The following is a 26395-nucleotide window of genomic DNA, read 5'->3' on the forward strand; positions in this document are numbered from 1 at the left end:
TCAGCGATGCAAGTCGCCGTAGTGTTCGTGCAGGCGTTCTATGTTCTGCAGACGTTCGCGCGCGGCAGGTCCAAGCTTGCGAGCCAGGGCCGAGCACAGATGATTGATGACGCTGGTGGCGGCGACGTAGGAATCGAACACGGCCGCGCCGCTGTTCACGCATCGCAATACCAGGTCCGAGCGCGCGGGCAATTCGGTAGCGGTCGGATCGGTCAGCACCACGACCTTCGCGCCTACCCGGTTCGCGTGTTCGACGATGGGCTTGAGCAGCGTGACGCGACGCCGGAAATCCATCACCAGCAGCACGTCGTCAGGCCCCAGGTCGGCCAGATCCTCGGCCAGGTTCAAACCCGCACCCGGCACCAACGCAACGCCGTCGCGCAGCTGCGTCAGCAAGGCCCAGGCGTACTGCGCCAGCACCCGTCCATTGCGAAAGCCTGCGATGCAGATGCGGCGAGCGCCGGCGAACAGCTCGATGGCCCGCTCCACGTCGCGGCTGTCCAGGCGCTCGAAGGTCTGCGCCAGGTTCTGCAAGTCCGTGGCCAGATGCTCCGCCAGCGCGTCGCCCGTCGCGTCCGGCGGGCGCACGCCCGCCATCTCGTACAGCGGCGACCCACGATCCGCCTCGTCGCGCGCCTGCGCACGCACCTCGTTGAAATTTTCGTAGCCCAGACGCCGGAAAAACCGCCCCGCCGTGGCCTTGGACACGCCCGCCTTCTGCGCCAGCTCGGCGCCCGAATAGGCCGCGATATTGCCCAGGCACTCCAGGGTCACGCTGGCCAGCCGCTGCTCGCTGTCCGTGAAGCTGTCCTGCAGCGCGAGGATGCGCTCCTGCAACACCGAAGTCATGATGATCCCGTCTATGAAACTGTAGTTTCACAAATATATATTCATGAAACTACAGTGTCAACGCAAAAATCGGATCGTCGCGCAGCGGCGAATGCCCACGGAAATCTGGACGCCTGGAAAGGAATTCGATGAGCGGGCGTCAAGGCCATGGCGGCCCTGCATGCGCAAGAACGCGCACAGCGTCCTATAACGGCAACACCTCGCGCCGGCCGCATCCGCTCCCGGTCACAGCCCGCCATGGCTGGTCTATCATGGCTTTTTCGACGAGTTGTTGTAAGGAGCGTTACATGATCCGAAAGCTGATCCCTTTCCTGCTGGTCGCCAGCCTGACCGCATGCGCCAACACCGGCGCCCCGCGTTCATCCAGTGCGCCGGCGGCCTCCAGCTCCTCCGGCAGCGCGTCCTCCTCTGACGCCGGGACCAGCACGTACGGCGGCTCGTCCTATGGCTCGTCGTCCTCCATGGGCGGCGGCAAGACCTGCGACGCCGCGGCGCTGCAATCCCAGATCGGCCAAAAGGCCACCGCATCCGTCATGGAAGAACTGCGCACCCGCAGCGGCAGCGCCACGGCCCGCATGTTGCGTCCGGGCCAATTGGTCACGATGGAGTACAACGCTACGCGCTTGAACCTGATCGTTGACGATAAGGACGTCATGACCGCCATCCGCTGCGGCTGATGCCTCGCGGGGTCGGCCCGGCCGGCCTCGCGCTACGCCTCTGGCGGCCTGACCGCCGGCGGCACATGGGGCAGGAACGCCCCCGCCACCTCGAAAGCGCATTCCTCGCGCGCGATATCGATCACCCGGGCCACCACCGGGTTGACGATGTTCTTCTTGTGCACCGCGTAGTAATTGATCGTGGGCAGGTCGGGTTGCACATTCAAGCGGCATAGCGCGCCGCGCTCCACCAGCGGCGCGAAATACGCGCCCGGCAGATAGCTGATGCCCAGGCCCAGCATCGTCAGCTGCGCCATCATTCCCAGGCTGTTGCAGGTCAGCACACGTTTGACCGGCAGGCCCTGTTCCGCGAACCAGGCATCGTACAGATGCGACAAGGCCGAATTGGTAGGCTGCGAGATCACCGGATAAGGCGCCAGGTCCTGCGGCGTCAGCTTCGCGGAAAAGTCGATATCCAGCGCCGGACTGGCCATCCAGACATTGGTGACCGCGCCCAGGTGCACGCAATCATATTGATAGCCCCAGAACGGACCCGGCATGATGGCCAGGTCCAGCTCGTCCTGCTCCAGCCTTTCATACAGCGTGATGCCGCCATCGATCTCCGGCATCAGCTGCACGCGCGGATAGCGCAGGCTGATCTGGCTGATCAGCCGCGCCAGCCAGGTCATACCCACCAGTTCCGTCACGCCCAGCCGCACCACGCCTTCGAAGCTGGCCGGGTCGGCCATGTTCTGCACAATGCGGCTGTTCAGGTCCAGCATTTCCCGCGCCAGCTCGTACAGCTTGCGGCCCTGCGGGGTCATGATCAGCTTCTTGGCGCGGCGCTCGAACAGCGGCGCGCCGGCAAAGGCTTCCAGTTCGCCCACCCGTTTGGCGACCGCCGACTGGGTGGTGTGCAATTTGCGGGAAGATGCGCTGAAGCTGCCCAGCTGGGAACTCCAGTAGAACGCCTCTAGCTGTTTGAGGGTGTACATCGCGGCGGTCGATGCGAAACGCATGGAAACCCTCACCTTACCATCATGGCAACGCCTGCCGCCCGGCCTCAGCCGCGCGGATGCAGGATGTCCGCCAGGAAGCGTTGCGCGCGCGGATGCGAGGGCGCGCTGAAGAAGCGCTCGGGCGTATCCATCTCCAGGATCTCGCCCGCGTCCATGAAAACCACCCGGTCGCACACGTCGCGCGCGAAGCCCATTTCGTGGGTCACGCACACCATGGTCATGCCGTCCTTGGCCAGGCCCTTCATCACTTGCAGCACCTCGCCCACCATCTCCGGATCGAGCGCGCTGGTCGGTTCGTCGAACAGCATCACCGGCGGCTGCAAGGCCAGCGCCCGGGCGATCGCCACGCGCTGCTGCTGGCCACCGGACAGCGAGCCCGGATAGGCGTCGATCTTGTGCTCCAGCCCCACCCGCTCCAGCAACCCGCGCGCCAGCTCCACGGCTTGCTTGCGCGGTTGCTTGCGGATGCTGACGGGCGCAAAGATCACGTTCTCCAGCACGCTCATGTGCGGGAACAGATTGAACTGCTGGAACACGAAGCCGATCTTCTGGCGCAGCGCGTTCAGGTCCGCCCCCTTGGCATAGATGTCCTTGCCGTCGATCAGGATGCGCCCCTTCTCGATGGGCTCCAGCCGGTTGATGGTGCGGATCATGGTGGACTTGCCCGAGCCCGACGGGCCGCACACCACCAGAACCTCGCCGCGCGCCACCGAAAGATCCACGTCCTTCAGCACGTGATGCGCGCCGTACCACTTGTTCACTTTTTCTAGATTGATCATGTTTTGTTCCTTCAAGCCATGGCGCGCGAGCGGCGGATACGCAGGTCCAGCCAGCTCAGCCCGCGGCTCAGGCTGAAGCACACCAGGAAATAGATGATGGCCAGGATGCCGAACACTTGCAGCGGCTTGGTCAGCACCAGGTTGTTGACCTGGTTGGCCGCGAAGGTCAACTCGTTGACGCTGATGACATAGCCCAGCGAGGTCTCCTTGATGGTGGAGACGAACTGGCTGGTCATGCTGGGCAGCACGTTGAACAGCGCCTGCGGCAGCACCACCCGCCGCATCGTGGTCCAGTAGCCCACGCCCAGCGAACGCGACGCTTCGATCTGGCCGCGCGGCACCGCCTCGATACCCGAGCGGATCACTTCCGACAGATAGGCGCTTTCATAGACCACCAGCGCAAAGATCAGCGTCCAGAAGCCGCTGATCACCTGCCCGGTCAGCTTGGGCACCACGAAGTAGGCCCAGAAGATCAGCATCAGCAACGGCATGCCGCGCACCACGTTGACCAGCGCCTTGCTGGCCGTGCGCAGCCAGCCATAGGGGCTGACCCGGGCCAGCGCGATCAAGAGCGCCAGCGGCAGCGACAAAGCCAGGCCGCAGGCGGCCAGGATCAGCGTCAGCGCCAGTCCGCCCAGCGGCCCGTTGGGGTATTGGCCAACCAGCAGCGTGGGCCAGTATTGAGACAGTAGATCAAGCACCGTGGCCTCCCCGGTTCAAGCGATAGCGGTCATAGATGCGCGATCCGATCAGCATGATGAGGAACGATCCCAGCAGGTACATGATCGTGGCGGCGCCAAACGTGGCGAAGGTGCGGTAGGTCTCGTTTTCGATCTCGCGGGCCTGGTAGGTCAGCTCCATCACACCGATGGCCATCGCCACGCTGGTGTTCTTGAACAGCAGCAGCGCGCGCCCCACCAGCGGCGGAATCGAAATCCGCACCGCCTGCGGCACGATCACGAAACGCATGCATTGCAGATAGCTGGCGCCCAGCGCGCGGGCGGCCTCGAACTGCGTAAAGGGAATGGCGCGCAAACCGCTGCGGATGTCCTCGGCGATATACGCCGCCGACCCCAGCGCCAGCGCGATCGCCGCCAGCGACATCTCGGCGTTGTGCTGGTACAGCCACATGCGGAAACCCTCGGGCAGCAGCTCGGGCATGCCGAAATACCAGAACAGCACCTGCACCAGCAGCGGCACATTGCGGTGGTATTCCACGTAGGCGTCGACCAGCCAGCGACAAGGCGCCAGATTGGTCGCGCGCACCACCACCAGCGTCACCGCAATGGCAAAGGCCATGACCCAGGCAACCAGGAACAGCTGCACGGTCACAGCCATGCCGCTCAACAGCAGTTGGTATTGGGAAGCGTCAAGTAGGCTCATAAAACAATCAATCTCCTGCTAGCGCGAGGCCCAGGCCAAACGTCACGGGTTCCGGCCGCCCGCTGGATGCGGCGCCGGAACCCGTGACGAGGGACTCGCGGTGGTGCTTGACCCGACCTCAGCCCGCAATCGGACCGATCTTGAAGCCGCGCTCCAACTTGTACGGCGTCTCGGGGCCGAACCACTTGTCGAACAGCTTGGCGGCCACGCCCGAGGCTTCGGCCTCATCAAGCGCCTGGTTCACCGTTTCCAGGAAACGCGGTTCGGACTTGCGCACGCCCAGGCCCCAAGGCTCGTCGAACACCGACTTGGCGATCACGCTGACGGGCGCGGTCGGCGGGCTTTGCAGCACCAGGCGCACTAGCACCAGCTCAGAAGCGAACTGCGCGTCCACCTTCTTCTGCTGCAAGGCCAGATAGGTAGCCGAGCTGTCGCCATAGCCAATCACCTGCGACTTGTCCAGAATGCGCTTGATCTCGCGCTCCGAGCTGGAACCCTTGGTCGCGCCGATGCGGCGGCCGTTCAGCGCTTCCACCGTTTCCAGCCCTGAATCCTTGCGCACCAGCAGCTTCTGCGGGCTGACGTAATAGGCGTGGCTGAAGCCGATTTGCTGCGCCCGGTCCGGCGAATAACCCAGGTTGGCCGCCAGGATGTCCACCCGCCCTTCATTCAGTTCCGGCACCCGCGCCGCCACCGACAGCAGCTTGTAGCTGATCTTCACGCCCAGCTTGTCCGCGACCAGCTTGCACACGTCCACGTCATAGCCCACCAGCTGGCGCGTCGTGCCATCCTGGAAACTGAACGGCTGCGACGTGCCCAGCGTGCCGCAAATCAGCTCGCCGCGCGCCTTGATGTCATCCACCTGGTCGGCCTGGGCGACGGCGCCCAGGGCCAGCGTCGCCAGGCCCAGGCAGGCGGCGAAAAGAGTGTGACGTTTCATGCTTGATTCCCCTTGTATGGTTGTATGGTGAACTGACTGCTTAGCCCGGCCTCAGGCCAGCTTGGCGCAAGCTTCCCGGATGGCCGAGCAGCCCTGCTTGATATCGTCCATCGAAGCCGCGAACGACAACCTGAACGTGCCCGGCGCGCCATAGGCATGGCCGTCGATGACCGCCACGCCCGCTTCGCGCAACAGATAGTGCGTCAGATCGGTATCGGTCGCGATCACGTCGCCCGCCGGCGTCTTCTTGCCCAACAGGCCCGAGCAGTCCGGGAACACATAGAACGCGCCCTGCGGCACGACGATATCCAGGCCCTGCGTACCCGACAATTCCGCAATCGCCAGATCGCGGCGCTGGCGGAACACCTGCGCAAACTCGGCCACGCAATCCTGCGGCCCCGACAAGGCCTCCAGCGCCGCCGCCTGGCTCACGGACGATGCGCCCGACGTGCTCTGCGACTGCAGGATAGCCATCGCCTTGATCAGCTCATCCGGACCCGCACCATAGCCGATGCGCCAGCCCGTCATGGCATAAGCCTTGGACACGCCATTGACCACCAGCGTGCGCGCCGCCAGTTCCGGCGCGACCTGCAGCGGATGCACCGTCGGCTCGCCGGTGAAATTCAGGCGGGCGTAGATATCGTCCGTCATCAGCCACACCTGGGGGTGGCGCTTCAGCACCTCGGCCAGGCCGCGCAGCTCGTCCGCACTATAGACCGAGCCCGTAGGGTTGCTGGGCGCGTTCATCATCAGCCACTTGGTGCGCGGCGTAATCGCGCGCTCCAGCGCTTCGGGCGTGACCTTGTAGCCGGTCGCCGGCGAGGTCTCCACCGCCACCGGCACGCCGCCGTTGACCAGCACCATGTCCGGGTACGACACCCAGAACGGCGCGGGGATCAGCACCTCGTCGCCATCGTTCAGCGTGGCGGCCAGGCCGTTGAAGATCACCTGCTTCGCGCCCGTGCTGACGATGATGCGCCCCACGGGATAGTCGACGCCGGTCGCTTCCAGCAAGTGCTGGGCGGCGGCGCGGCGCAGCGGCACCGTGCCCTGGGCCGGCGGGTACTTGGTTTCGCCGCGGTTCATGGCGGCGGTGGCTGCCAGGCGGATGTGTTCGGGCGTCGAGAAATCTGGCTCGCCGATGGTCAGGTCGATGATGCGGCGGCCTTGTTCGCGCAGTTCCGCGATGATGGCGCGCGCGGCTACGCTGGGCGACAGCTTGATGCGCTTGATGCGGTCGGCGACGATGCTGGTGGGTTGCGGGGTTTGGGTTTGGCTCGAGGTTTGGCTCACGCTTTGGCTCATTTCGCGGCTCCCGTCTTCTCGGCCAGGGTCTTCTCCAGCCAGGGCTTGGTATAGGTGCCGGCGCGCAGCTTCTCCTTCGCCACCACCTCGTCGGCTTCCTTCTTCTGCGCCAAAGCCAGCACAGCCGCGGCATGCTCGGCGGGAATCACCACCACGCCATCGGCGTCGCCCACCACCACGTCGCCCGGGTTGACCACCTGGCCGCCCACCGACACCGGCACATTGATCTCGCCCGGACCATCCTTGTACGGACCCTTGTGCGACACGGCCCGCGCATAGCAACCGAACTCGCCCTGCGCAAACACATCCAGATCGCGCACCGCGCCGTCGATCACAAAACCCTCGATGCCGCGCGACTGCGCATCCATCATCATCAGCTCGCCCACCAGCGCATTGCTGGTGTCGCCCGCGCCGTCGACAACAATCACGTCGCCCGCGCCGCCAAGCGAAATCGCCTTGTGGATCATCAGGTTGTCGCCCGGGCGGGTTTTGACGGTCAGCGCCAAGCCGACCGTGCGGCGGGCGCCGGCGTGCAGCGGGCGCAGGCCCGAAACGCCGTAGAGGCGGTTCATGCAGTCGCTGATCTGGGCCGAGCCTATGGCGGCGAAGCCGGCCAGCACGTCGGCCGAGACGGCCGGGCCGGAACGGGGAAGAATGCGGTATCCGATGGGATTCATGAGTCTGGGGGTAAATGCGTGGACAGCGTTAAGCGAACACGCATTACAAGGCCCCAGGGGGTGTTCCTCAAAACGATATAAATTCCCGGTGATGTAGGAATTTTATTCGTGAATGGTGATGACTAGGGTTATCCCTTATTCGTGGTTGAGTGGGGTCGAGTCCGGGGTCCAGAGGTTAGACGTTGTCTTTGGCGTCGTGTGTTTCCATCAACGCCACTGCCCCGGGGAAGAAGGTAGTGCCCGCCTGCACTTCGATGTCGGCTTCGACGTCGAGACTGTAGGCGAACACCATTCCCTTGGTACTCCTGGATCAGCGATCGGCGCGTCGCGCTTTCGTCGCCACTACTGAATCAACGCCAGCGCCTCGTGCATCGCGTCACCTGCATCTGCGTCGTCCTTTCCATGCAGCGCTTGTTCCAACATGGCGTCGGTCAAAATAGCCATGTGTTCGCAAAGGCCCTCCACTCCTCCCATTAACGCAGCCACCGACCAGGCATCCAGCGGCGGCGAGCCGGTTGCATCGGGTTCGGATGCGCTGTTACCGACCATGCGGGCGATGGTCTGGATGGCGTAGCGGGCACGGTCTATTTGGTGGATGTGGGAAAGGGAGACTGGGCCGGATTCGAGATTGGTATCGATGGACCAAGGGTTTTCGGTCAGGGGGTGGTGCAGCATGGGGCTGCCTCCTATAGGGATGAGTCAAGCCGCATGCGTTGCAGCTATCCGCCTATAGCTTTCCGGCTTCCAAACCGAACTACCGGTGGGGTAGTGGGGAAAAGTCTACCGCATGGACAGCGGCTGAGCGCCACAAGAGTGGCAATTCCGCTGCGGTGTAGGAGGTGCTGAACTTCACACATTGAGAGACCGGTTGAATGCACAACCCAAAGCGGCCATTTACCTTGCGCGCGAAAATCTCCTTCAGAGCTGAAGCTACCTGCTGCGGGGATAGAGCTGATGCCTAACGCGGTGCCCCAGCGAGCCGCGCGTCGGACCCACGGTGCCCGCGAGGGCATGGAGGCGGCGAATGCGGCTAAGCCGCGCGCGACAAGCGGCAGTACGTCCATCCACAGGGCCGACGGCGCCAGCGGTAGCAGGGAAGTTGGCGGCGCAGGATTGCGTCGGTCTCAGCAGCCGGACGTGGCAAGGGCCGTTCAGGTCGACCAAACTGCCGGTCACTGAGATTACGCTGCAGCAGGCGAGTACATGGGAATTGAACACCACTTTTAGCTCGACTGGCGCGCCGCTCTGAGCCGGGCTGATGGAAAGTTCAGGGCGGGACAGATGAAGCGGAGCTGAGCGAGCTGAGAGGTCAGCTTGGCGCACAAATCTTGTGCAGTTAGCATCGGCCTACCGTAGCGCGAACGGCCGCCGGTCGCCTGCACGGAACTGCCTCGGCTGCTCGCCGCTGTAGCGCTTGAACGCGATCGAGAACGCCGCCTCGGACTGGTAGCCCACCTGCCAGGCAATCCGGCCCACCGACATCGAAGTGTCGGCAAGCAGGCGCGCGGCTTCCTGCATCCGGATGCGAGTCACGTAATTGAAAATGCCCGCGCCCAGCTCGCGTTGCGCCGCGGCGATCAGCCGCGAGCGCGAGGTGCCGGCAGCGCTGGCCAGCATTTCCAACGTCCAAGGTCGGGAAATGTCGCGGTGGAACTCGCGCAGCGCCAGCGCCACCCTTGAATGCTCGGGCAGCGCTATCCATGCCGGCAGTAGCGCCGTGTGCGTAGCGATGTAGTGCCGGATCAAGTGGATCACGACCAACTCGGCCTGGCGCAATGCCACGGCGCGAAAACCCGGGCGCTGCGAAGTCAATTCGTCGCGGATGGATTCGGTCGCGCGGCACAGCCACAGCGGCAGTTCATCGAAGTCCAGTTGCAGCACGTCGGGCAACGCGTCGAACAGCGCTGTGCTCGTGCCCTTGGCCGGCGCCATGCCGGCGTAGAACGTCGACGTGACGCCCGTATCAGGCGACTCGCCGAACGCGAGCGTACGGAAGCGGTCGGCATTGGCGGGATTGCGCAGATCCACGGGTTGGTTGGGAGAGGTGTGCAACGCGTCCTGGACGATATGTTCCTGGGCGCGCAGGATCAGGCACACGGTCTTGTCGCGCACCGCGCTCTTTTGCCCCGAACGGGTCATGAGCAGGTTGCAGCCCGCGCCGGTGAACACATACAGCGACACCGGCCACACGCCGCCAGGCATGTGCACGGCCCATGGGCTGCTTGATTGCGCCTGACCCGCCTCGATCTCGGCGAGGCGGCAAGCGTCAAGCGCGGCGCTTATCGGGTCCATCTGTGTCCTTCATCCATTTCGACCCTCCGGGGAGGGGCATGCGGCACCAATTTTTACTCGAGCGGCCATGCCGGAAGCTAAACACTGTCGGACAGGCGCGCAATCCGTGAATCCCCGAACATCCGGACAGCCCCCCGCCGGTGGCGCTTTCGCAAAAGGAAACGAGTCCCTTGCACGGCGGCGCGAAACCATACTCCCGCCAGGCCGACGCGCAGACGTTCCGAGCACAGGAGACACTAAGCTGGGACTCAAGACGCGCGGCGGATCGTTCACCCATTTCAAGAAGAATGCGATGCGCCCTACCGACATCCCCGATCTCAAGTCCGCGGCTTTCCTCGCCGACCGATATCCGACCTATCGCCGCCTGCAAAGCGACTTTCCTCATTTCGAGATGGACATCAATGGCGAAGAGTGCATCGTCCTAACGCGTTACAGCGATGTGGACGAAGTGCTGCGCAATCCGCTGGCGACCGTGCAGCAGGCACCCGGCGTGTTTCCCGAGCGCATCGGCCAGGGCGCGGGGGCACGCTTCTATCGGGAGTCGCTGCCGAACATCGACGCGCCCGACCACACCCGCATCCGCCGCATCGTCACCCCTGCGTTCAATCCCAAGACCGTCGCCAACATGCGCGGCTGGGTGGAAAAGGTCATCGTCGAGCATTTGGACAGGCTCGAGGGCCAGGATGAAATCGACTTCGTGTCTTCGTTTGCCGACCCGGTGCCCGCGGAAATTGCTTGTCAGTTACTGCACGTGCCAGTGTCCGACGCCCCAGAGTTGTTCGCGCGTCAGCATGGCCTGAATGCGGTATTGAGCGTATCGGACATCACGCCGGAACGTCTGGCCGAGGCTGATGCCTCGGCAGCCTACTACTACGAGTACATGGATGACGTGCTGGACACGCTCAAGGGCAAACTGCCCGAGGACGACTTCGTCGGCGCACTGATGGCCGCCGAGGGCGGGGACAACGGCCTGACGCGCTCCGAGCTGGTGACCACGCTGATCGGTTTCCTGGTGGCCAGCTACCACACCACCAAGGTGGCGATGACCAACACGGTACTGACCCTGCTGAACCACGACGGCGAACGGGCGCGGCTGGTGGCTCAGCCCGACCTGGCTCGCAACGCCTGGGAAGAGTCGCTGCGCTATGACTCGCCGGTGCATTTCGTGCACCGCTACGCGTCCGAGCCTCTCACGATCGGCGGCCAGCCCGTCGCGCAGGGCAAGCGGCTATTGCTGGGGCTGCATGCGGCGAGCCGGGACGAGAACCGCTTCGCGCAGGCCGATCACTACCTTATCGACCGTCCCGACAACCGCCATCTGGCGTTCGCGGGCGGCGGCCATTTCTGCCTGGGGTCTCAGCTGTCCCGGCTGGAAGGCGACGTGCTGCTGCGCACGATCTTCCAGCGATTTCCCGCCATGCGGCTGACGGAAACGCGCTTCGAGCGCGTGCCGGACCTGACCTTCCCGATGCTCCTGCGCATGACGGTCTCGCTCCGCGCCGGGCAAGGTTGAACGGCCATGAGTCAAATCACTGTCCAGATCCTGAACGGCATGTGTTGCGGCTTCGGCAACTGCGCGGCGCTTTGCCCCCAGGTCTTCGCGCTCGACTACGACACGAACCGGACGCGAATCGTGCCTGACGCGCCGCTGGCCGACTATGCGGCGGCGATCTCGCAGGCCGCCAGCGAGTGTCCGACACAGGCCATTTTCTTCAGCGCGTCCGACGACCCAGCGCGGGCTTCGCATGGTTGAGCACGCTCCGGGCCGTGAGACGGCGGATTGGCGGCCAATGCTGCTGGCGGGGCGCCAGCGGATCGCCGAAAACATCTATGCGGTGACGCTGGCCTGCGAACAGGGCGCGCCGCTGCCCGACATCGCGCCGGGCGATCACATCGAAGTACAGGTGCCGGGCGGCACGCGCGCCTACTCGCTGTGCAATCCACCCGACGCGCGGGATGGCTACCACTTGGCCATCCATTGCGCGTCCGCGCACGGCGTAGCGCATTATCTGTGCGAGACGCATGCCATCGGCGCGCCCTTGCTGGTGCGAGGGCCGCGCAATCTTTTCGCGCTGTCGCCCCGACATCGTCGGGTTGTGCTGGTCGCGGGGGGCATCGGCATCACGCCCATCATCGCGATGGCGGAATACCTGGCGCGGCGCGGCCTGGACTTCGCGATGCACTACTGCGCGCGCCGCCGCGCCGCCGCCGCGTTCCTGAACCGGCTCGATGCCGGCGCCTGCCGGCACCAGGTGCGATACCACTTCGATGACGAACCCGAGGACGGGAGGTTGGACCTGGACAGGCTGTTTGCCGACCTGGACGCGGACCAGCACGTGTATCTATGCGGTCCGAACGCGATGCTGGCCGACGCCGTGGCTTCGGCCGAGCGGCATGGCCTGGCCGGCCGCCTGCATTACGAGCGCTTCGGCGCGAGCCGGCCGCCAGCGGCACAGGCGGCGGCAGAGGGAGCATTCGAAGTGGTGGCGGCACGCAGTGGCCGGCGCGTCGACGTGCCGCCGGACTGCTCGATCGCCACCGCGCTGGCCCGCGCCGGCGTGGAGGTACCGCTGTCCTGCGAGCAGGGCGTGTGCGGCATGTGCATGACGCGGGTCCTCGACGGCATCCCCGACCATCGCGACGACGTGCTGTCGGAGGCCGAGCGCGCGTCGAACAACCTCATCTTGCCCTGCGTTTCGCGCGCAAAGTCGGCGTCGCTCACGCTGGACCTTTGAGTCGGCGCGCGGGGGCAATCGAACATCACTTGCACCCGTCATCCGGTTCGCTGGCGGTCGGGCGCCACAACATACCTAGGAGATAGGATGAAACTTGCCATGTTCCACGAGGGCGGCCGAGACCGCCTGGGCGTCGTCGAGGCGGACGCGATCATCGACGTGACCGCGGACCTACCGGCGTTGTCGCCCGATCTTGCCGACTGGCTGCCAGGGCAGGACACGTCGTGGCGGCTGCTTGCGCTGCTGGCGCGCGAGTCCAGAGCACGCCTGCCGCTGTCCGCCGTGCGGCTGCTGCCGCCGCTGCGGCGGCCGTCAGCGTTTCTGGCCATCGGCGGCAACTATGCCTCGCATCTGCGGGAGATCGCCCGTTTGAACGTCAGCGTGGGAGAGCACCAGATCTGGTTCAACAAGCAGGCCTCCTGCATTACCGGGCCGTTCGATGACCTGATCATTCCCCCGGGTATGTCGACGCTGGACTACGAAGTGGAACTGGCGGTGGTTATTGGCCGGCGTTGCCGCAACGTGCGAGCCCGCGACGCCATCCACTACATCGCCGGATACACAGTCTGCAACGACGCCAGCATCCGCGAACGCCATCACCGCAGTCCGACCATCACGCTGGCCAAGTCATTCGATTCGCTGGGCCCGCTGGGGCCGTGGCTGGTCACGGCCGACGAGATCGCCGACCCGCACGCGCTCCAGATCCGCACCTGGGTCAATGGCGAACTGCGGCAAGACGGCAACACGGCGGAGATGCGCTTCAACATCTTCGATCAGATCGAGGAGCTGAGCAGCGCCATGACACTGGAGCCCGGCGATGTGTTGGCCACGGGCACGCCGGCGGGCATCGGCGCCGCGCGCCAACCGCCGTTGTTCCTCGCGCCGGGCGACGTCGTTCGCATGCATATCGAAGGCATCGGCGACATCAGGAACCGCGTCGTGGCCGCACCGCCTGCGCAGGCCTGAACGGCGGCGCCACATCCCGCGCCACCGTCTTGATGGCGGCGCCCGCACCTTCCAAGCAGGACTTCCGATCATGCTATGCATCACGTTTGACAACTTCGGTAGCGCGGCCGGCGACGCGCTGCCCTGGCCTTGCCCCGCCAGCATTCCCACCGCCGAATGGGCTGCCTACAACCAAATCGGCCTGGAGTTGGGCCATCCGCGCATCCTCCAGCTGTTGGATGAATTACAGATCCGCTGCACCTATTTCGCCGAGGGCTATGCAGCCCTGCGGTATCCGGATGAGTTGCTGGCCTGGCATGCGGCCGGGCATGAGATTGCCATGCACGGCTGGAAACATGAAATGTGGACGGGCATCGCCTCGCGCGAAGAAGAAGACCGCCTGATCCAGCTCGCCGTATCGAGCATCCGCGGGTTGACAGGGCTGGCGCCGGTGGGTTTCCGGCCGCCGGGGCTGGCCATCAATCCCTGGACGGACGAGGCGCTGGCGGCGCACGGCATCCGCTATGTGTCGCTGGCGCTGCCTGGCAGGACCGACGCGACGACGATGCCGACGCGGGTGGCGGTGCTGCCTACCGATCCCGCGCTGATCGATGGCGCGGTCATCCATCCACGATTCGGCGGCATTTTCGGCACGCTGGACGCGACGGCAGCCTATGAGCAGCTGTATCGGTCCGCGCTGACCCACGAGACGGCGCGTCCCGACGAACCCTGGGTGCTGGTCGTGCATCCGTTCACCTCGGGCAACCGGGCCTGGTTCGGCTTTGAGGATTTCATGCGGCGCCTGGCCTTGGCATTCGGCCCCGCGCGTTTTGCGCTGGCGAAGGACGCGGTGCCATCAATGACGCACGCCCGCGCGCCCCTGGATTGATATCAGACCGTCCGTCTGTGCATCGGCGCGGGCCGGCAGGCCCTGCGGGCCCGCGCCATTTAAGCAGCAGTCGCACACACAAAATACATATAAGGGAGACAAATCATGAGGCATTTCGTTTTCATCGGCATCCTGCTCTGGGCCTGTGCGCGCAACGCGCTGGCGGCGCAAGGTGTGACCTATGGTGGTCCGGTCGGGGGCACCGACATACAGAGCGCCTACTTGCCGCCGCATCCGGGCCTATATGGTTCGGCCATCGCCGTGGGCGCGTTGGGGGAAAAGTTCTATGACAACGCCGGGCAGAGTTCCACGACTTCCGGAAGGCTGCCAGGCGGAATTGCGCAGTTCGGTCTTCTCTTTGTCTATCCGCATAAGCTGTTCGGTGGGACCCTGGGCAGTTCCGTCTCCACTGGCTACGGTTGGGGCAGTATCACCGTCAACGGCAAGCATCAGAACTTCAAGGGTATGAACGACATCTACACCGACGTACTCATGTGGAGCAAGCATCTTGGCACTGTCGAAGAGGGCCGACCGCGCGGCTTGACGATGAAGCTGGGGTATTCGATGGTACTGCCCACTGGCAAGTACGACGCGAAAGAACTGTACACGACAGGACGCAATACGCTCTATTACATCCCGAACGGTGCGTTCACCTATCTGACCGGGCCGAATTTCTTGGGCGACGGCACCGAGTTCAGCATGAGCTATTTCCTGGACATTGCCCGCAAGAATTCTGCGACCGGCTACCGGAACGGGATGGTGGTGGACGTGGACATGGCGATCAGTGAGGTCATCGGTCGATGGCAGCTGGGCGTGGCGGGGTACTACGCGCGCCAGATCGCCGACGACAGGCTGAACGGGCAACGTGTGTCGGGTAATCGCTTCGCCAGCGCGGCGGTCGGGCCGGTCATCGCGTACAACATGCCGGACTGCAAATGCAGCGTCAAGTTCAAGGCACAGTTCTCCGTGTTCACGCGAAATTCACTGGCGCCTAACGCCGCCTATCTATTCTTCAACAAAGCATTCAACTAGAGCGAACTATGAATATGACGCGATGTTTCAGCGATAAAACCACCGCTTGCTGCGTTGGGCCGGTGTGCTGTTGTCTTAGAAGATAAGGTGTCAGACTACAATTTCACAGTATCTAAGTGGCGAAATTGTAGTCTGACACCTTTTTCTGCGTCACCATCGGCCCTTCCGACGATACCGCGCACCCTTTAGGAGGCTGGATAGAACGCGCGACATTCGCTGCCAAGATGCCCATCCGCCATGACGTTACCGCTGCAGCAGTCCAACCCATCGCGTCCGACATAGCTACCGGCGTAACAGGCCCCTGGCAGCAGCTTTTTCCAGGTTACGCCTTTGGAATTCGGCCCCCCCGTACCTCTAGCCTCATAGGCGCAGTCGCTCGATCTCTGCTGCGCGACTGGCTTGGTCTTGTTGAACTGCGTAGCTCCCAGAGATCTACATTGCTGATAGCTGACCAGATCCGTCTCCTGCTGTGCTTTGGCCTGGGCTACCAGATCTTTGCAAGTCACGTGTTCCGGCGTGCGAATACAGTTGATTCTGTTTTTGAGGGCCGTAGCGTCCCGGATCAACTCATCGCATTTCTTCTTTAGCGATGGCAGCCCATCCGTACTTTGGCAGCGTGCCTCGAAAAACGCAGGCGTGAAGTCGAATGTATTTTTGCTCGGACCGGCGCCACGGTACATCACGATGAGACACTGCTTCCTGCCTGAAGCAATGCATACTTCGCAATCGGCTCCCTTTGTGCATGCACTATACGAGGCAGTGGTGCTCGCAGGTGTGTGCGCATACTCTGTGCCGTTCAGTTTGGCATCAAACACCACGTGCGCATCACAGTTGGCAGGACAGGACTTGCCATCCGCGTACATGGTCAGTCGGATCTCGGACGCCTGCACCCCACCCGACCAAATAAAAAACCCCAGCATCAATACTATTGCCCGAAAAATATGAACAATTTTCGTTTTCATAGATGTGACTCCATTTAGTAAATAGCTGTCTTAGGAGCTTGCCAGCATCAGTGCAAAGAACCAATCTGGCTCTGGAGTTATCAGGGTTCAGTGGACACCTAATTTCCGCTTGCTATGCGCAGCTTCAAACTCATTCGGACTAACACCGCCGAGATAGCTGTGTCGTCGCACTGAATTGTAGAAATCATCAATGTACTCGGCCAAGCTTAAAGTAGCAGCATCGCGGTCCGAGTAGATATGCTTCTTGATGTGCTCCTTCTTCCGGCCACCGAAGAACGACTCGGCTACGAGGAAAAGGTGGCAGACTACAATTTCGCCACCGACTGCTGCGGAATTGTAGTTTGACACCTTTCTTGTTGAATCCCCCCCGCAGCTCCCGCCCCTATCTGCTTGTGCGCAAACCGAAACGAGTTGTGGCCATCATCCTGATACGGTTGGACGAATTGACGGATGGGGTGTGCAGCACGCGCATATCCATCAAAAAAACATCGCCAGCCCGTCCCGACATCTCGATGATTTCGGTGTTGGATGCGCTGAGAACAGCTTCGAGATCAACAGGCGTTTTCAACGACCTACGAAGTCTCCCAGCCGTTTCACCCGCCACGCGATGAGAACGGGCCAGCGCTAAAGTCGCGCCCCCGTGTTCAATAACGTCGTCGATCAGATAGAACACCTGGATGCCGGGAATCTCAGCGCCAGATGTCGCAGCCAGGTCAACGTGCCAGTTCAGGCTGCCCAGAGACCAAGGCCCTTGATGAGGCAGAGACAGCAAGGGCTGCGTGCCTTGGCTGGATTGCCGGGCTCTGCCGGTCAGGTCAGCAATTGCGTTGCGGATTTCCGCCGTGTTCAGCGTTCTATCCAGATCCGCAATCTTCACCATCGAGGATAGCTTTGCGATCTGCTGGAAGGGCGACAAATTATTCAGTGAGCTGCCAAGACTTTTTCCACCGGCCCAGACCTTGAGCCGCGATAGCTCACGCAGAATGCACTCTCGAAGCGGCTTCAGACAGCGCTTGGAATGTGCACCGCTCAATCGCAAGTACCCTTCTCTATGGAAAAAATCGAGCTCTGATTGATTGAAAGTTTTGCCTGTCATGTTCGAGACTTTCGTATAACGGCTTCTGTCTGGACAGTCGTAAACGTCATTTAATCCGTAGGTTGCTGGCTTCGATAGATTACACATTCCAACTCGCTGAACATCCGCAACTGGCCGGGAGCCGCCTTTGATAGCCAACCGTTCTCGACCCACAACGGCCAATCGAGCCCGTGCCAACCGGACATTCAGTTCGGTGCCCATGCTGTTATCACTAGCTTCCGATATCTGTGGGGAGCGTGGCGATTTCAGTCAGGCGTTGCCCGTCGTTGCCATCCTCGACTCTCCAGCCTCGGGTGTTTAACATCTTCCGTATCTCATCGGCTTTTACCCAGTTCTTTGCCTCTCGGGCTTGAGCGCGTTCACCGAGTAGCACCCGGATACTTTCCGGAATGTCAGACGCAACTGGGTTCCAATCGCGTAACCCGAGGCCCAGTACAAAATCAAAGCTGTCCACAGTCGCTTTCAAGGTCGCAGGGGGGAGCTCGCTCTTGACGAGTTCCCATAGCACGGCCAATGCCCTCGGCAGATTCAGGTCATCATTCAATTCGGCGTTGAAGCGCGCGGCGAAATCCGGATCGATGCGGCCACCGTCAGGCCAACCGGAATAGAGATGCCGCAGCCGGTTCAAGGCTGTCTGCGCGGCACCAAGAGACGCCCAACTGAAATGCAGCTTGCTCCGGTAATGCGCTGTCATGCACAGGTAGCGGTAGGCAAGCGGATCGATGTTCCGACTGCGCAAGGTCTGCAAGCGAACAAAATCCCCGCTCGACTTCGACATCTTGCTGTCGGCATTGAGTGTTAGAAAATGTCCGTGTATCCAGAAGTTCGCAAGACGAGTGCCGTGGGCCGCTTGTGTTTGCGCAATTTCGTTGCTGTGATGCACGGCGATATGGTCTTCTCCGCCACAGTGGATGTCGAACCAGATGCCGAGGTGTTTCGCCGACATGGCCGAGCACTCAATGTGCCAGCCCGGAAATCCACGCCCCCATGGGCTATCCCATTCCATCTGCCGGACCACGCCCTCCGGACTGAACTTCCATAGCGCAAAATCCGTGATGTTCTGCTTCGCGCCAAGTGCTACGCGCTTGCCCGCCTGCAGGCCGGCACGGTCAAGCCGGGCCAGAAAGCCGTAGTCATCCTGTTTGCTTGTGTCGAAATAGAGACCGTCGTTGGTCCTATACACGTAGCCGGACCGATCCAACTGGCCGATAAACGCGATCTGTTCGGCAATGTGATCGGTCGCGCGGCACCATACCGTCGGCTCCAGCAAGTTGAGGGCTTGCCAATCCGCGACGAAGGCCTCGGTGTAGCGCTGAGCAATAGCATATGCGGACTCCCCGGTCCGTCTGCTACCTTTTTCCATCTTGTCTTCGCCTTCGTCGGCATCCGAAGTCAGATGACCGACGTCGGTGATATTGACGACGTGACGGACCTCATAGCCGTTGCGAATGAGTACCCGACGCAGAATGTCTTCAAACACATACGTTCTTAAATTGCCAATATGCGCATGGTCGTAGACGGTGGGGCCGCAGCAATACATGCCGACGTGGCCAGCGTGGATTGGCGTAAACGAGCGCACGGTACGCGACCAGGTGTCATACAACGCAAGCGGCATCAACTCTCTCCGTATGGAAGGGCGCAGGCAAAAACAAAAAAGCCGCCGGTTTTGCAACGGGCGGCCAAAGGCGATTGATTCAACGTGCAGCTAATGGCTAGACGCAGCTTCCCCCCGGCACGTTCTGACAACATGCACGGACCAGCGGAAAGAGGGATTTGAAGCGAGTAGACATGCCCACAATCCTAGCGGCTTTTGGCTGAGCAGGTCAATACTGGCGGAAAAAAGATGCCCTCTTGCCCGTCCAGAAACTAGGCGTAATCCGGGCGATAGGATGAACGCGTCTTGAGTACGCCGAAGCACAGATGAGCGAGCTTTCTCATTGCAGCGCTCACCCCGACCCAGCATCGTTCTTGGAACCGGGCGACGAGCAGCCGGCAAGCAAGGCGACAAGGCACAGCGCTGCAACACAGAGCATCAACAGCCCCTGTGCGCTGCGATATCAGCCATAATCAATTCAACCTGGCCCCGCGTGACGGCAGGAGTTCAGTTTTCGCTCCCACATAAGCCGGTAGCGGGTGGGTCGTAGCGTACTCAGTGCGGAGTATCTCAGTGATGACACCGGAAACGCCAGACGACGACTTGGTACGGACCCGCAGCCACAGGCCCCGCGAACTGCCCCAGGGCTATCGGGCGGGATTGATTACGGCCATCACGGTATTGCTGGGCTTTTCGCTGGGTTTCCTGCGCTACTGGGGCTTCGACGCGCCGGGCGATTGGAGCGCGCTGTCCATACTGCCGGGCCTGTCCCTGGTGCTCGCCAGTCTGCTGCAGATAATTGCTCTTTACCGCGCCTTGCGCTTGGAGGATGACGCCGAGGATGAATACCGGAAAACCGTGCGATGGTTCATCGCGTCGGCGGTACTGCTATTGCTGGGTCTGACAGCGGCGCTGTGGGAAGCGGCGTGATAAGAGAGGGATTGGAGCGGGTGTAGGGAACCCAGTGGTCGCCAACGAGACCATCTACCCTCCAGCAGCCCGTTCCAGCGGCAGGGTAAAATGCGCCCCCCATGCGCTACTCCGACTTCGACCAACGCCTCGCCGCTCTCGGCGCCCTGCCCGTCCATCGTGGCCGGATCCTGCGCGTCTGGCTGCAAGGGCAAGCGCTCGACACCGGCACGCGACGCCGGAGCTCCGAGCATTTTCTGCCTCTCGCACTACGCGACGCCGTGCCCGTCTTGACGGCGGAACTGGACGCCCTCGCCCGCGTCCGCTCCGAACACGCCGGCAACGACGGCTCGCGCTTGCTGGTCGAACTTGCCGACGGGCAGATGGTGGAAAGCGTGCTGTTGCCGCGCGACGGACTCTGCGTCTCCACGCAGGTCGGCTGCGCGGTCGGCTGCCGCTTCTGTATGACCGGCAAGAGCGGCCTGATCCGCCAGGTCACTAGCATGGAAATCCTTGCCCAAGTCGTGCTGGCGCGGCGTCAGCGCGCGGTGAAGAAAGTCGTCTTCATGGGCATGGGTGAACCGGCGCACAACCTCGACAACGTGCTCGAAGCCATCGACCTGCTCGGCACCGAGGGCAATATCGGCCACAAGAATCTCGTGTTTTCCACCGTGGGCGACCTGCGCGTGTTCGAGGCCCTACCCCAACAACGCGTCAAGCCCGCGCTGGCGCTGTCGCTGCACACGACCAAGGCCGAACTGCGCGCACACTTGCTGCCGCGCGCGCCGAGAATTGCGCCGGAAGAACTGATCGAACTGGGCGAGAGATACGCCCGCGACACCGACTATCCGATCCAGTATCAATGGACGCTGCTCAAGGACATCAACGACGGCGACGACGAACTCGATGCGGTCGTGCGCTTGCTCAAGGGCAAGTACGGCGTGCTCAACGTCATTCCCTTCAATAGCCTCGAAGGGGATGACTACCAACGCCCCGATACCGAGCGCATCCACGAGATCGTCCGCTCTCTGCAAAGCCGTGGCGTGCTGACCAAGGTGAGGAATAGCGCCGGGCAGGACGTGGATGGAGGCTGTGGGCAGTTGCGCGCGCGGGCTGTCGGCGCAGCGCAAGTGGTCGAACTGCGCCGCACGCGCATTGCAAAGCTGGAAGCTACCTAGGACGGGACCGCCCGTAGCCTGATCCTTTCTCTGCTTACGGATTCACGAGTAGTTCCGCAGAGATTCGCCTGGTCAGTCATTCACAGATGGAATTTTGTAGGTCCCATTTTGAACCGCCTGCTGAGCGCGTCCGGGATCGTATTCCCAATGCCATGGCTCACCACTGACGGTGCGAACGAATCCAAACCGAGGCGCGCTCTGTTTTAGCCACTCATAAACCTCGTTGCCGTCCGCGCCGGCGACAGCAATATCGATGGCGATTCCGTTCTGGTGGTTCGAGTTGCCGGGTTTCGCAGCCAAATTGAATCCGGGAAGACGCTTGACATACCCATCCCACAACATCTTCTGCTCCGGATAGGATCGGAACCCGCTATTGATAGTGAGGTTGACCCCCGACGACTTCGCCTCACCAACCATTTCCAGATATGGCGAAACAGTATCAATGGAAAGACGCTCAATTTCCATCTTCGAATCGATTATTTCGACGACGTCAATCTGGCCAATGTAGGCGCCATGCGACCAGGCGGCATTAGAACCGAACTTTCCACTTCCAGCCGCGGGCTTGAGCAGATCCAGTGTCTCATTGATAAACCCGCCGTCGACGTTCTTTGTCGAGGTCCAGCCAAGTGGCTCGCCATCTTCTCGGACGGCATGCGCAAACAACGCGACCTTCTTTGCTCCAGTCTGCAAGCGTTGAATCGCATCAACACGTACGACAGTCCCTTTCGGTATTATTCGGATTTTTCCGTTGGCCGTTTCGAAAGCCATGAGATTGTTTGCTTGCCTCAACCGCGCGTCGGGATCCGAGACGGTGAAGCTGTTGCTGAGATAGCTACGTTCAAGCATAGGTCCTCCATTTAGGCGCTTGCCTGAAATCAGATCGGAACACTACGACACACCTAGCTGTGCAAAAAATAAAATGGGTACCAGACTAAAATTTCCGCAATATCCAGATAGCGAAACTGTTGTCCAACACCATTTCCTGAGCGCGGATCAGCCGGCCGGTAGCAGACCGGGCGGCTTTCGAATTCGGCCGCATGACCGGCATTGTGGCCAGATCAGTTATCGACCCGTGCGCGAAGTTTTTCCAGAAAACTTTCGACCGAACTGGACTTGATAATGGACTTGAAATTCGAATAATGGGCCTGCTGAACGGACATCCCGCTCACATACATTTCGACCATCTGCCATTTACCATCTATATAGAGAAGTTGAAACTCCATGGTGAACTCGTTGGCCTTCGATTTCGCCGAATAGTAAATGCAGTCCGCCATCTTCAGCGTGAGGCAGGTGATCTGGATCACAGCAACCGAGCTTGGCTTGCTTCGGAACATCTCCCCAGACTCCAATACAAACTGCGAGGGCAACAGGCCTTCGAAGGCGCCTTGGAGGGTCCTCATCAAGAACCGGCTATAAAGTTCAACGGCTTCTGCCTGCCTTGCCGCTGACATCGATCCCCATGCGGGTCCCAGTACAACTCGCGTCATGGTCTCGGTTGCTACCAGGCGCTTGAAGGTGGGGCCAACACGTTGAGCGAACGCTTGCTTGGTCTCTTTCTGCGGGTTCGCCATAGCTAGAAGTGCCACTGCAACCCCTTTGGCATCGGCATCCGGTTTTTGAGAGGGCTGCGCGGTTCCACTTCCGGGCGATCCCATCAAAAGAAAGCTCAGCAGCAGAAGTTTCGCAAGCACGTATTGCATCTTTTTTTCATCCAGCAGCCGTGGAGAATGCACGCGTCCTACGCAAGACGCCTGTGCTCGGTGAGCAAACTTCGAGTCGCGGGACACTACTGTTTAGCGCTCGCGGCCTCCCGGCCAGGCTTTGCCGCGTTGCTGCCGGCCTTTAACTTCGCGCGCTCCGCGTTGCAGTCGAGTTCCAGCACCACCTTCCCGGTATTCTTTTCCGTGACCTTCGACGCCAGCTTCAGGTCTTTCGGATTGCCCCGATCCTTGCATGCTTCGTATGCATAGCCTTTTGCGGAAGAGAGTAGTAGCCCAGGATGGCGCGGAGCGGTAACCGCCGCTTTCCACTGGCCGGATTGTTCCTGCCAGTACGCCTGATACATCGTGGTGTCCTGCGGCGGGTTTGTTGCCGCCTGGAGTTCCTTGGTTTTAGCTCGCTCCGCGTTGCAGTCCAGTTCCAGCACGACCTTCCCGGTAGCCTTCTCCGTCACTTTCGCGGCGCGGTTCCAAAGCTTGGGGATACCGCGATCCAGGCAGGCCCGATGCGCAGCTCCTTCTGCAAAATTCAGATCGGTCCCAGGTTGATTTGCCGCAGGCCCCTTCCACACTCCCGCAGGATCCTCCCAGGTGGCGACGTATTGCGCGTCAGCCGGACCAGCCAGCAGCATGCCTATCACGCCCGCACCGCATAGCCAATTCCTCATGATCGCCCCCCATTCTCTTTTTGAACGAGTAGGTTATTCGTGATCGCGGTGTAAGTAACTAGCCCGGAAGGAGCAATCCGATGCTTCCGGGCGATACGGTGACACAGCCCTAAGCTCCCCTTTCCCGGCCCGATCCATCAAGTCCGTCGAATCTGATGCAGGCCACCTCGTCCGCCTTGATCCGGATCGCAAAAACTGACCAGTCTCAGCCCTGGCGGCTCGATTTCGAACGAGTTAGATAGCGCAGTCAGCCTGTCAACACGCCATCATCGGCTTTTGGAAATCACATCGCTCATGTACTTGTTCAAATCCCGAAAATCCTGAACGGTCCAGGAGTGCGGCGCCAGCTTCACGCCGTTCTCTCTCAACGTTCTCGGAATCAGATCTCCGTTCGGACGAAGGATTACCGACGAGACTATGACGCCCGGATATTCATTGAGTCGCTTCTTGAACGCAGTCGTTGTGAGGTCGGGCGTGGGAGGATTGCTTTTCTTGGCCAGTGGCCCCGAGCCCTTGATATCTGCGCCGTGGCACATCGCGCATCTCTGGGTGTAGAGATTCTTCCCGTTGAGGCTCTGTGCGAAAGATAGTGATGGTTGAGTCAACACCCACGCTCCTAGCGTGGCGAGGACTAATTCTCTTGCTTTCATTTGTCCTTGTCGTATCAGGCAAATTGGCGGGCCGCCGAGTATAGACTCGTAGCAAGAAAATTGGTGCCAGACTACAGTTCCGAAGCACAGTCAGCGGCCCTCGCGCTTCTCGACCAGAAAATCAATCAACGCGCGCACCTTGGCGGGCATCTGAGCCCGAGTTGGCGCATAGATATAGAACCCCGCGAAGGGCTTGCACCAGTTGTGCAGCACACGCACCAGCGCGCCGGACTCCAGATGTTGCTGGACAGCGATGTCGATGTGCTGCATGAGTCCAGCGCCTTGCAACGCGGCACGGATCATTCCGTCGTCGTCGTTGGTGATGATGCGGCCCTGAGGCTCCACGGTGAAGGTGTGGCCGCCGGCCTCGGGCGAGGTGAATTCCCACGGGTGGATCGCACCCCGGGTCTGCCTGAAACGCAGGCAGTTGTGCCGGGACAGGTCTGCCGGTGTGACGGGCAAGCCATGTTGCTCGAAGTACGCGGGCGTGGCCACTACCGCCATTTCCAGCGCTGACGTGATCGGCACCGCCACCATGTGTTCGGCCAGGCTCTCGCCTATGCGTATGCCGGCATCACAGCCTTCGGCCACGATGTTGGCCAGCGCATCGTCCATGACCAGTTCCAGTTGGAGTCTGGGGTAGCGCGTACAAAACTCCTGCAAATGGGGGTCCAGCAGCGTTTTGGCCGCTACGCGCGAGGTGTTCACCCGCACCAGCCCGGAGGGCTCGTCACGCATGTCGTGCATGGTGCGTACCGTGCGCTCCACCGCGATCAATGCCGGATACCACACGTCATAGAGACGCTGGCCTTCTTCGGTCAGCGACATGTCCCGCGTCGTGCGGTACAGCAGCTTGACGTTCAAGCGGCGCTCCAGTGCCTTCACGTTCTGCGACAGATTGGCGCGAGAGACCCCCATTTCAGCCGCGGCTTTGGTAAAGCTGCGGTGGTGGGCCACATGGGCGAACCAGGCCAGGGAAGGAAGCAATGACGGGTCCATGCAACGCTCATTGTCAATTTGGAAATACTACTGTAGTTCGAATTGGGGGCTATGGCTAACCAAATGCACGGCGTACAGTGCATTCATCGGGCTTGGGCTTGCGCCTTCAGACAGAAGTGGCCCGGCAATTCCTACTTAGCGGCCACCAGGAGCGCATCATGCAAAGCGTCAAGATCAAGCACACCTACTGGGACATTGCGGCGGACCTGTACTTCCCGCCGGATTTCGACAAAAGCAGGAAGTACCCGGCGATCATCAGCGCGCACCCCATAGGAAGCTGCAAGGAGCAGACCTCGGGCAAGGTCTACGGCGAGGCCCTGGCCAAGGCAGGTTTCGTCGTCATCGCCTTCGATGCCAGCTTCCAGGGCGCCAGCGGCGGCGAACCGCGTTTCACCGAAGACCCCACGCTGCGCGTCGAGGACTTTCGGGTGGTGTGCGACTACCTGGTGACGCTGCCCTATGTGGACGAAGAACGCATCGGCGTGCTGGGTATTTGTGGAGGCGGCGGCTACTCCATCAACGCCGCCATGACCGAGCGCCGGATCAAGGCCGTGGGCACCGTCACGGGCGCGAACTATGGCCGCCTGATGCGCGAAGGCTTCAGCGGATTTGATCCTATCGGCGCGCTGGAGGCCATGGCCAAGCAGCGCACGGCAGAGGCCCGGGGGGCCGCGCTGCGCGTTGACGACCTGCTGCCGCCCTCGCCCGAGGCAGCCAAGGAAGCGGGCATCAAGGAAATTGACGTGCTTGGCGCCACCGAGTACTACCGCAGTGACCGTGGCCGCGCGCCCAATGGCCTGAACCGTGCGCTGCTCTCGCACCAGTCCGCGGCCATAGGCTGGGATGCTTTTCACCTCTGCGAGACCTTGTTGACGCAGCCCTTGATGGTGGTGGTCGGCGATCAGGTCGGGGCCTTTGGCGCCTACCGCGACGGCTGCGAGATCATTGGCCGCGCCGCCTCGAAGAAGAAGGAGTTGGTCGTGGTCGAAGGCTGGTCGCATTATGACCTGTACGACAAGCCCGAGCCCGTCGGCCAGGCGTTGGCCAAGCTGATCCCCTTCTATCAGGAAAACCTGTAGACGCAGGCTGAGCGCGAGCCTGCTGCTCCCCGGCCTTCTGC

At 61.7% G+C, this 26395-nt stretch carries 29 protein-coding genes and 1 pseudogene; 10 read left to right on the forward strand and 20 right to left on the reverse strand.

Going from position 1 to position 26395, the window contains the following annotated elements; genetic code table 11:
• The gene (locus tag AXYL_RS17525) at positions 1-849 is read right to left on the reverse strand and encodes a MurR/RpiR family transcriptional regulator (protein ID WP_013394164.1); all 849 of its coding nucleotides are present in this window, start codon (positions 847-849) and stop codon (positions 1-3) included.
• A 287-nt stretch (positions 850-1136) separates the two neighbouring features.
• Between AXYL_RS17525 and AXYL_RS17530 the strand changes: the two genes are divergently transcribed.
• Entirely contained in the window at positions 1137-1526 is a 390-nt protein-coding gene (locus AXYL_RS17530; RefSeq protein WP_013394165.1) for an I78 family peptidase inhibitor, read from the forward strand.
• A 32-nt stretch (positions 1527-1558) separates the two neighbouring features.
• Here AXYL_RS17530 and AXYL_RS17535 read toward each other — a convergent pair whose 3' ends face one another.
• The 9 genes from AXYL_RS17535 to AXYL_RS34055 all read right to left on the reverse strand — a co-directional run bounded on the left by AXYL_RS17535 (position 1559) and on the right by AXYL_RS34055 (position 9900).
• A complete protein-coding gene (locus AXYL_RS17535; protein WP_013394166.1) occupies positions 1559-2524 on the reverse strand; it encodes a LysR family transcriptional regulator in 966 nt (321 codons plus the stop codon).
• 44 nt (positions 2525-2568) lie between these two features.
• Complete coding sequence (locus AXYL_RS17540) at positions 2569-3303, reverse strand: amino acid ABC transporter ATP-binding protein (protein ID WP_013394167.1); 735 nt, start codon at positions 3301-3303, stop codon at positions 2569-2571.
• 11 nt (positions 3304-3314) lie between these two features.
• Positions 3315-4004 carry an amino acid ABC transporter permease gene (locus tag AXYL_RS17545; protein ID WP_013394168.1) on the reverse strand — a complete coding sequence of 230 codons (690 nt, stop codon included), beginning with the start codon at positions 4002-4004 and terminating at the stop codon, positions 3315-3317.
• Entirely contained in the window at positions 3997-4686 is a 690-nt protein-coding gene (locus AXYL_RS17550) for an amino acid ABC transporter permease (protein ID WP_013394169.1), read from the reverse strand. Before AXYL_RS17550 ends, AXYL_RS17545 begins: the two co-directional genes overlap by 8 nt.
• 118 nt (positions 4687-4804) lie before the next feature.
• Positions 4805-5626 (reverse strand): ABC transporter substrate-binding protein, encoded by an 822-nt coding sequence (locus AXYL_RS17555; protein ID WP_013394170.1) that lies wholly within the window; start codon positions 5624-5626, stop codon positions 4805-4807.
• A 51-nt stretch (positions 5627-5677) separates the two neighbouring features.
• Entirely contained in the window at positions 5678-6931 is a 1254-nt protein-coding gene (locus AXYL_RS17560; protein WP_013394171.1) for an aminotransferase class I/II-fold pyridoxal phosphate-dependent enzyme, read from the reverse strand.
• Positions 6928-7608: an RraA family protein gene (locus tag AXYL_RS17565; RefSeq protein ID WP_013394172.1), complete on the reverse strand. Its 681-nt coding sequence runs from the start codon at positions 7606-7608 to the stop codon at positions 6928-6930. Before AXYL_RS17565 ends, AXYL_RS17560 begins: the two co-directional genes overlap by 4 nt.
• Positions 7609-7950: 342 nt before the next feature.
• Complete coding sequence (locus AXYL_RS17570) at positions 7951-8283, reverse strand: hypothetical protein (RefSeq protein ID WP_013394174.1); 333 nt, start codon at positions 8281-8283, stop codon at positions 7951-7953.
• 672 nt (positions 8284-8955) lie between these two features.
• Positions 8956-9900 carry an AraC family transcriptional regulator gene (locus AXYL_RS34055; RefSeq protein ID WP_013394175.1) on the reverse strand — a complete coding sequence of 315 codons (945 nt, stop codon included), beginning with the start codon at positions 9898-9900 and terminating at the stop codon, positions 8956-8958.
• A gap of 292 nt (positions 9901-10192) precedes the next feature.
• Between AXYL_RS34055 and AXYL_RS17580 the strand changes: the two genes are divergently transcribed.
• The 6 genes from AXYL_RS17580 (at position 10193) to AXYL_RS17605 (ending at position 15501) form a co-directional block, all read left to right on the forward strand.
• Positions 10193-11413, forward strand: coding sequence for a cytochrome P450 (locus AXYL_RS17580; protein ID WP_013394176.1), 1221 nt, complete (start codon positions 10193-10195; stop codon positions 11411-11413).
• A 6-nt stretch (positions 11414-11419) separates the two neighbouring features.
• The gene (locus tag AXYL_RS17585) at positions 11420-11653 is read left to right on the forward strand and encodes a ferredoxin (protein WP_013394177.1); all 234 of its coding nucleotides are present in this window, start codon (positions 11420-11422) and stop codon (positions 11651-11653) included.
• Between the two features lie 37 nt (positions 11654-11690).
• Complete coding sequence (locus tag AXYL_RS17590) at positions 11691-12635, forward strand: PDR/VanB family oxidoreductase (protein ID WP_013394178.1); 945 nt, start codon at positions 11691-11693, stop codon at positions 12633-12635.
• Positions 12636-12722: 87 nt separating this feature from the next.
• Positions 12723-13601 (forward strand): fumarylacetoacetate hydrolase family protein, encoded by an 879-nt coding sequence (locus tag AXYL_RS17595; RefSeq protein ID WP_013394179.1) that lies wholly within the window; start codon positions 12723-12725, stop codon positions 13599-13601.
• Positions 13602-13671: 70 nt separating this feature from the next.
• Positions 13672-14469, forward strand: coding sequence for a polysaccharide deacetylase family protein (locus AXYL_RS34060; protein WP_013394180.1), 798 nt, complete (start codon positions 13672-13674; stop codon positions 14467-14469).
• A 105-nt stretch (positions 14470-14574) separates the two neighbouring features.
• Complete coding sequence (locus AXYL_RS17605) at positions 14575-15501, forward strand: transporter (protein WP_013394181.1); 927 nt, start codon at positions 14575-14577, stop codon at positions 15499-15501.
• Between the two features lie 185 nt (positions 15502-15686).
• Here AXYL_RS17605 and AXYL_RS34875 read toward each other — a convergent pair whose 3' ends face one another.
• The 5 genes and pseudogenes from AXYL_RS34875 to AXYL_RS35315 all read right to left on the reverse strand — a co-directional run.
• On the reverse strand, positions 15687-16463 hold the full coding sequence (locus tag AXYL_RS34875) for a hypothetical protein (protein WP_013394182.1): 777 nt from the start codon (positions 16461-16463) through the stop codon (positions 15687-15689).
• 87 nt (positions 16464-16550) lie between these two features.
• The gene (locus tag AXYL_RS35470; RefSeq protein ID WP_013394183.1) at positions 16551-16811 is read right to left on the reverse strand and encodes an IS3 family transposase; all 261 of its coding nucleotides are present in this window, start codon (positions 16809-16811) and stop codon (positions 16551-16553) included.
• A gap of 34 nt (positions 16812-16845) precedes the next feature.
• Entirely contained in the window at positions 16846-17760 is a 915-nt protein-coding gene (locus tag AXYL_RS17610) for a phytanoyl-CoA dioxygenase family protein (protein ID WP_237709907.1), read from the reverse strand.
• Between the two features lie 10 nt (positions 17761-17770).
• Positions 17771-19174, reverse strand: coding sequence for a cysteine--tRNA ligase (gene cysS / locus AXYL_RS17615; RefSeq protein WP_013394185.1), 1404 nt, complete (start codon positions 19172-19174; stop codon positions 17771-17773).
• Between the two features lie 251 nt (positions 19175-19425).
• Positions 19426-19551, reverse strand: a pseudogene (locus AXYL_RS35315) (IS110 family transposase); the annotation flags it as partial.
• Between the two features lie 178 nt (positions 19552-19729).
• On the opposite strand from AXYL_RS35315, the gene AXYL_RS17620 reads away from it, so the two are divergent.
• Both AXYL_RS17620 and AXYL_RS17625 read left to right on the forward strand, forming a co-directional pair.
• Positions 19730-20083, forward strand: a complete 354-nt coding sequence (locus AXYL_RS17620) for a hypothetical protein (RefSeq protein WP_013394186.1) — start codon at positions 19730-19732, stop codon at positions 20081-20083.
• A gap of 101 nt (positions 20084-20184) precedes the next feature.
• Complete coding sequence (locus AXYL_RS17625) at positions 20185-21240, forward strand: RNA methyltransferase (protein WP_013394187.1); 1056 nt, start codon at positions 20185-20187, stop codon at positions 21238-21240.
• Between the two features lie 72 nt (positions 21241-21312).
• Here the strand turns inward: AXYL_RS17625 and AXYL_RS34065 are convergent, their stop codons facing one another.
• The 5 genes from AXYL_RS34065 to AXYL_RS17645 form a co-directional block, all read right to left on the reverse strand.
• Positions 21313-22086, reverse strand: coding sequence for a M15 family metallopeptidase (locus AXYL_RS34065; protein ID WP_013394188.1), 774 nt, complete (start codon positions 22084-22086; stop codon positions 21313-21315).
• A gap of 212 nt (positions 22087-22298) precedes the next feature.
• Positions 22299-22940 carry an ABC transporter substrate-binding protein gene (locus AXYL_RS17635; protein ID WP_041653880.1) on the reverse strand — a complete coding sequence of 214 codons (642 nt, stop codon included), beginning with the start codon at positions 22938-22940 and terminating at the stop codon, positions 22299-22301.
• A gap of 86 nt (positions 22941-23026) precedes the next feature.
• Complete coding sequence (locus tag AXYL_RS17640; protein ID WP_013394190.1) at positions 23027-23590, reverse strand: hypothetical protein; 564 nt, start codon at positions 23588-23590, stop codon at positions 23027-23029.
• Between the two features lie 302 nt (positions 23591-23892).
• Positions 23893-24276 carry a c-type cytochrome gene (locus AXYL_RS34365; protein WP_013394191.1) on the reverse strand — a complete coding sequence of 128 codons (384 nt, stop codon included), beginning with the start codon at positions 24274-24276 and terminating at the stop codon, positions 23893-23895.
• 90 nt (positions 24277-24366) lie between these two features.
• Positions 24367-25275 (reverse strand): LysR family transcriptional regulator, encoded by a 909-nt coding sequence (locus AXYL_RS17645; RefSeq protein WP_013394192.1) that lies wholly within the window; start codon positions 25273-25275, stop codon positions 24367-24369.
• Between the two features lie 158 nt (positions 25276-25433).
• On the opposite strand from AXYL_RS17645, the gene AXYL_RS17650 reads away from it, so the two are divergent.
• Complete coding sequence (locus AXYL_RS17650) at positions 25434-26354, forward strand: alpha/beta hydrolase (protein ID WP_013394193.1); 921 nt, start codon at positions 25434-25436, stop codon at positions 26352-26354.
• The last annotated feature ends 41 nt before the right edge of the window (positions 26355-26395 follow it).

Source organism: Achromobacter xylosoxidans A8 (assembly GCF_000165835.1).
In the GTDB taxonomy this organism is placed as follows: Bacteria; Pseudomonadota; Gammaproteobacteria; order Burkholderiales; family Burkholderiaceae_B; genus Achromobacter; species Achromobacter xylosoxidans_B.

Bases quoted from the DNA above. Each gene is read 5' to 3' on its own strand.
- AXYL_RS17525 (WP_013394164.1), bottom strand. From the start codon at position 849: ATGACTTCGGTGTTGCAGGAGCGCATCCTCGCGCTGCAGGACAGCTTC.
- AXYL_RS17530 (WP_013394165.1), top strand. From the start codon at position 1,137: ATGATCCGAAAGCTGATCCCTTTCCTGCTGGTCGCCAGCCTGACCGCA.
- AXYL_RS17535 (WP_013394166.1), bottom strand. From the start codon at position 2,524: ATGCGTTTCGCATCGACCGCCGCGATGTACACCCTCAAACAGCTAGAG.
- AXYL_RS17540 (WP_013394167.1), bottom strand. From the start codon at position 3,303: ATGATCAATCTAGAAAAAGTGAACAAGTGGTACGGCGCGCATCACGTG.
- AXYL_RS17550 (WP_013394169.1), bottom strand. From the start codon at position 4,686: ATGAGCCTACTTGACGCTTCCCAATACCAACTGCTGTTGAGCGGCATG.
- AXYL_RS17555 (WP_013394170.1), bottom strand. From the start codon at position 5,626: ATGAAACGTCACACTCTTTTCGCCGCCTGCCTGGGCCTGGCGACGCTG.
- AXYL_RS17560 (WP_013394171.1), bottom strand. From the start codon at position 6,931: ATGAGCCAAAGCGTGAGCCAAACCTCGAGCCAAACCCAAACCCCGCAA.
- AXYL_RS17565 (WP_013394172.1), bottom strand. From the start codon at position 7,608: ATGAATCCCATCGGATACCGCATTCTTCCCCGTTCCGGCCCGGCCGTC.
- AXYL_RS17570 (WP_013394174.1), bottom strand. From the start codon at position 8,283: ATGCTGCACCACCCCCTGACCGAAAACCCTTGGTCCATCGATACCAAT.
- AXYL_RS34055 (WP_013394175.1), bottom strand. From the start codon at position 9,900: ATGGACCCGATAAGCGCCGCGCTTGACGCTTGCCGCCTCGCCGAGATC.
- AXYL_RS17580 (WP_013394176.1), top strand. From the start codon at position 10,193: ATGCGCCCTACCGACATCCCCGATCTCAAGTCCGCGGCTTTCCTCGCC.
- AXYL_RS17585 (WP_013394177.1), top strand. From the start codon at position 11,420: ATGAGTCAAATCACTGTCCAGATCCTGAACGGCATGTGTTGCGGCTTC.
- AXYL_RS17590 (WP_013394178.1), top strand. From the start codon at position 11,691: ATGCTGCTGGCGGGGCGCCAGCGGATCGCCGAAAACATCTATGCGGTG.
- AXYL_RS17595 (WP_013394179.1), top strand. From the start codon at position 12,723: ATGAAACTTGCCATGTTCCACGAGGGCGGCCGAGACCGCCTGGGCGTC.
- AXYL_RS34060 (WP_013394180.1), top strand. From the start codon at position 13,672: ATGCTATGCATCACGTTTGACAACTTCGGTAGCGCGGCCGGCGACGCG.
- AXYL_RS17605 (WP_013394181.1), top strand. From the start codon at position 14,575: ATGAGGCATTTCGTTTTCATCGGCATCCTGCTCTGGGCCTGTGCGCGC.
- AXYL_RS34875 (WP_013394182.1), bottom strand. From the start codon at position 16,463: ATGAAAACGAAAATTGTTCATATTTTTCGGGCAATAGTATTGATGCTG.
- AXYL_RS17610 (WP_237709907.1), bottom strand. From the start codon at position 17,760: ATGGGCACCGAACTGAATGTCCGGTTGGCACGGGCTCGATTGGCCGTT.
- cysS (WP_013394185.1), bottom strand. From the start codon at position 19,174: ATGCCGCTTGCGTTGTATGACACCTGGTCGCGTACCGTGCGCTCGTTT.
- AXYL_RS17620 (WP_013394186.1), top strand. From the start codon at position 19,730: ATGACACCGGAAACGCCAGACGACGACTTGGTACGGACCCGCAGCCAC.
- AXYL_RS17625 (WP_013394187.1), top strand. From the start codon at position 20,185: ATGCGCTACTCCGACTTCGACCAACGCCTCGCCGCTCTCGGCGCCCTG.
- AXYL_RS34065 (WP_013394188.1), bottom strand. From the start codon at position 22,086: ATGCTTGAACGTAGCTATCTCAGCAACAGCTTCACCGTCTCGGATCCC.
- AXYL_RS17635 (WP_041653880.1), bottom strand. From the start codon at position 22,940: ATGCAATACGTGCTTGCGAAACTTCTGCTGCTGAGCTTTCTTTTGATG.
- AXYL_RS17640 (WP_013394190.1), bottom strand. From the start codon at position 23,590: ATGCTGCTGGCTGGTCCGGCTGACGCGCAATACGTCGCCACCTGGGAG.
- AXYL_RS34365 (WP_013394191.1), bottom strand. From the start codon at position 24,276: ATGAAAGCAAGAGAATTAGTCCTCGCCACGCTAGGAGCGTGGGTGTTG.
- AXYL_RS17645 (WP_013394192.1), bottom strand. From the start codon at position 25,275: ATGGACCCGTCATTGCTTCCTTCCCTGGCCTGGTTCGCCCATGTGGCC.
- AXYL_RS17650 (WP_013394193.1), top strand. From the start codon at position 25,434: ATGCAAAGCGTCAAGATCAAGCACACCTACTGGGACATTGCGGCGGAC.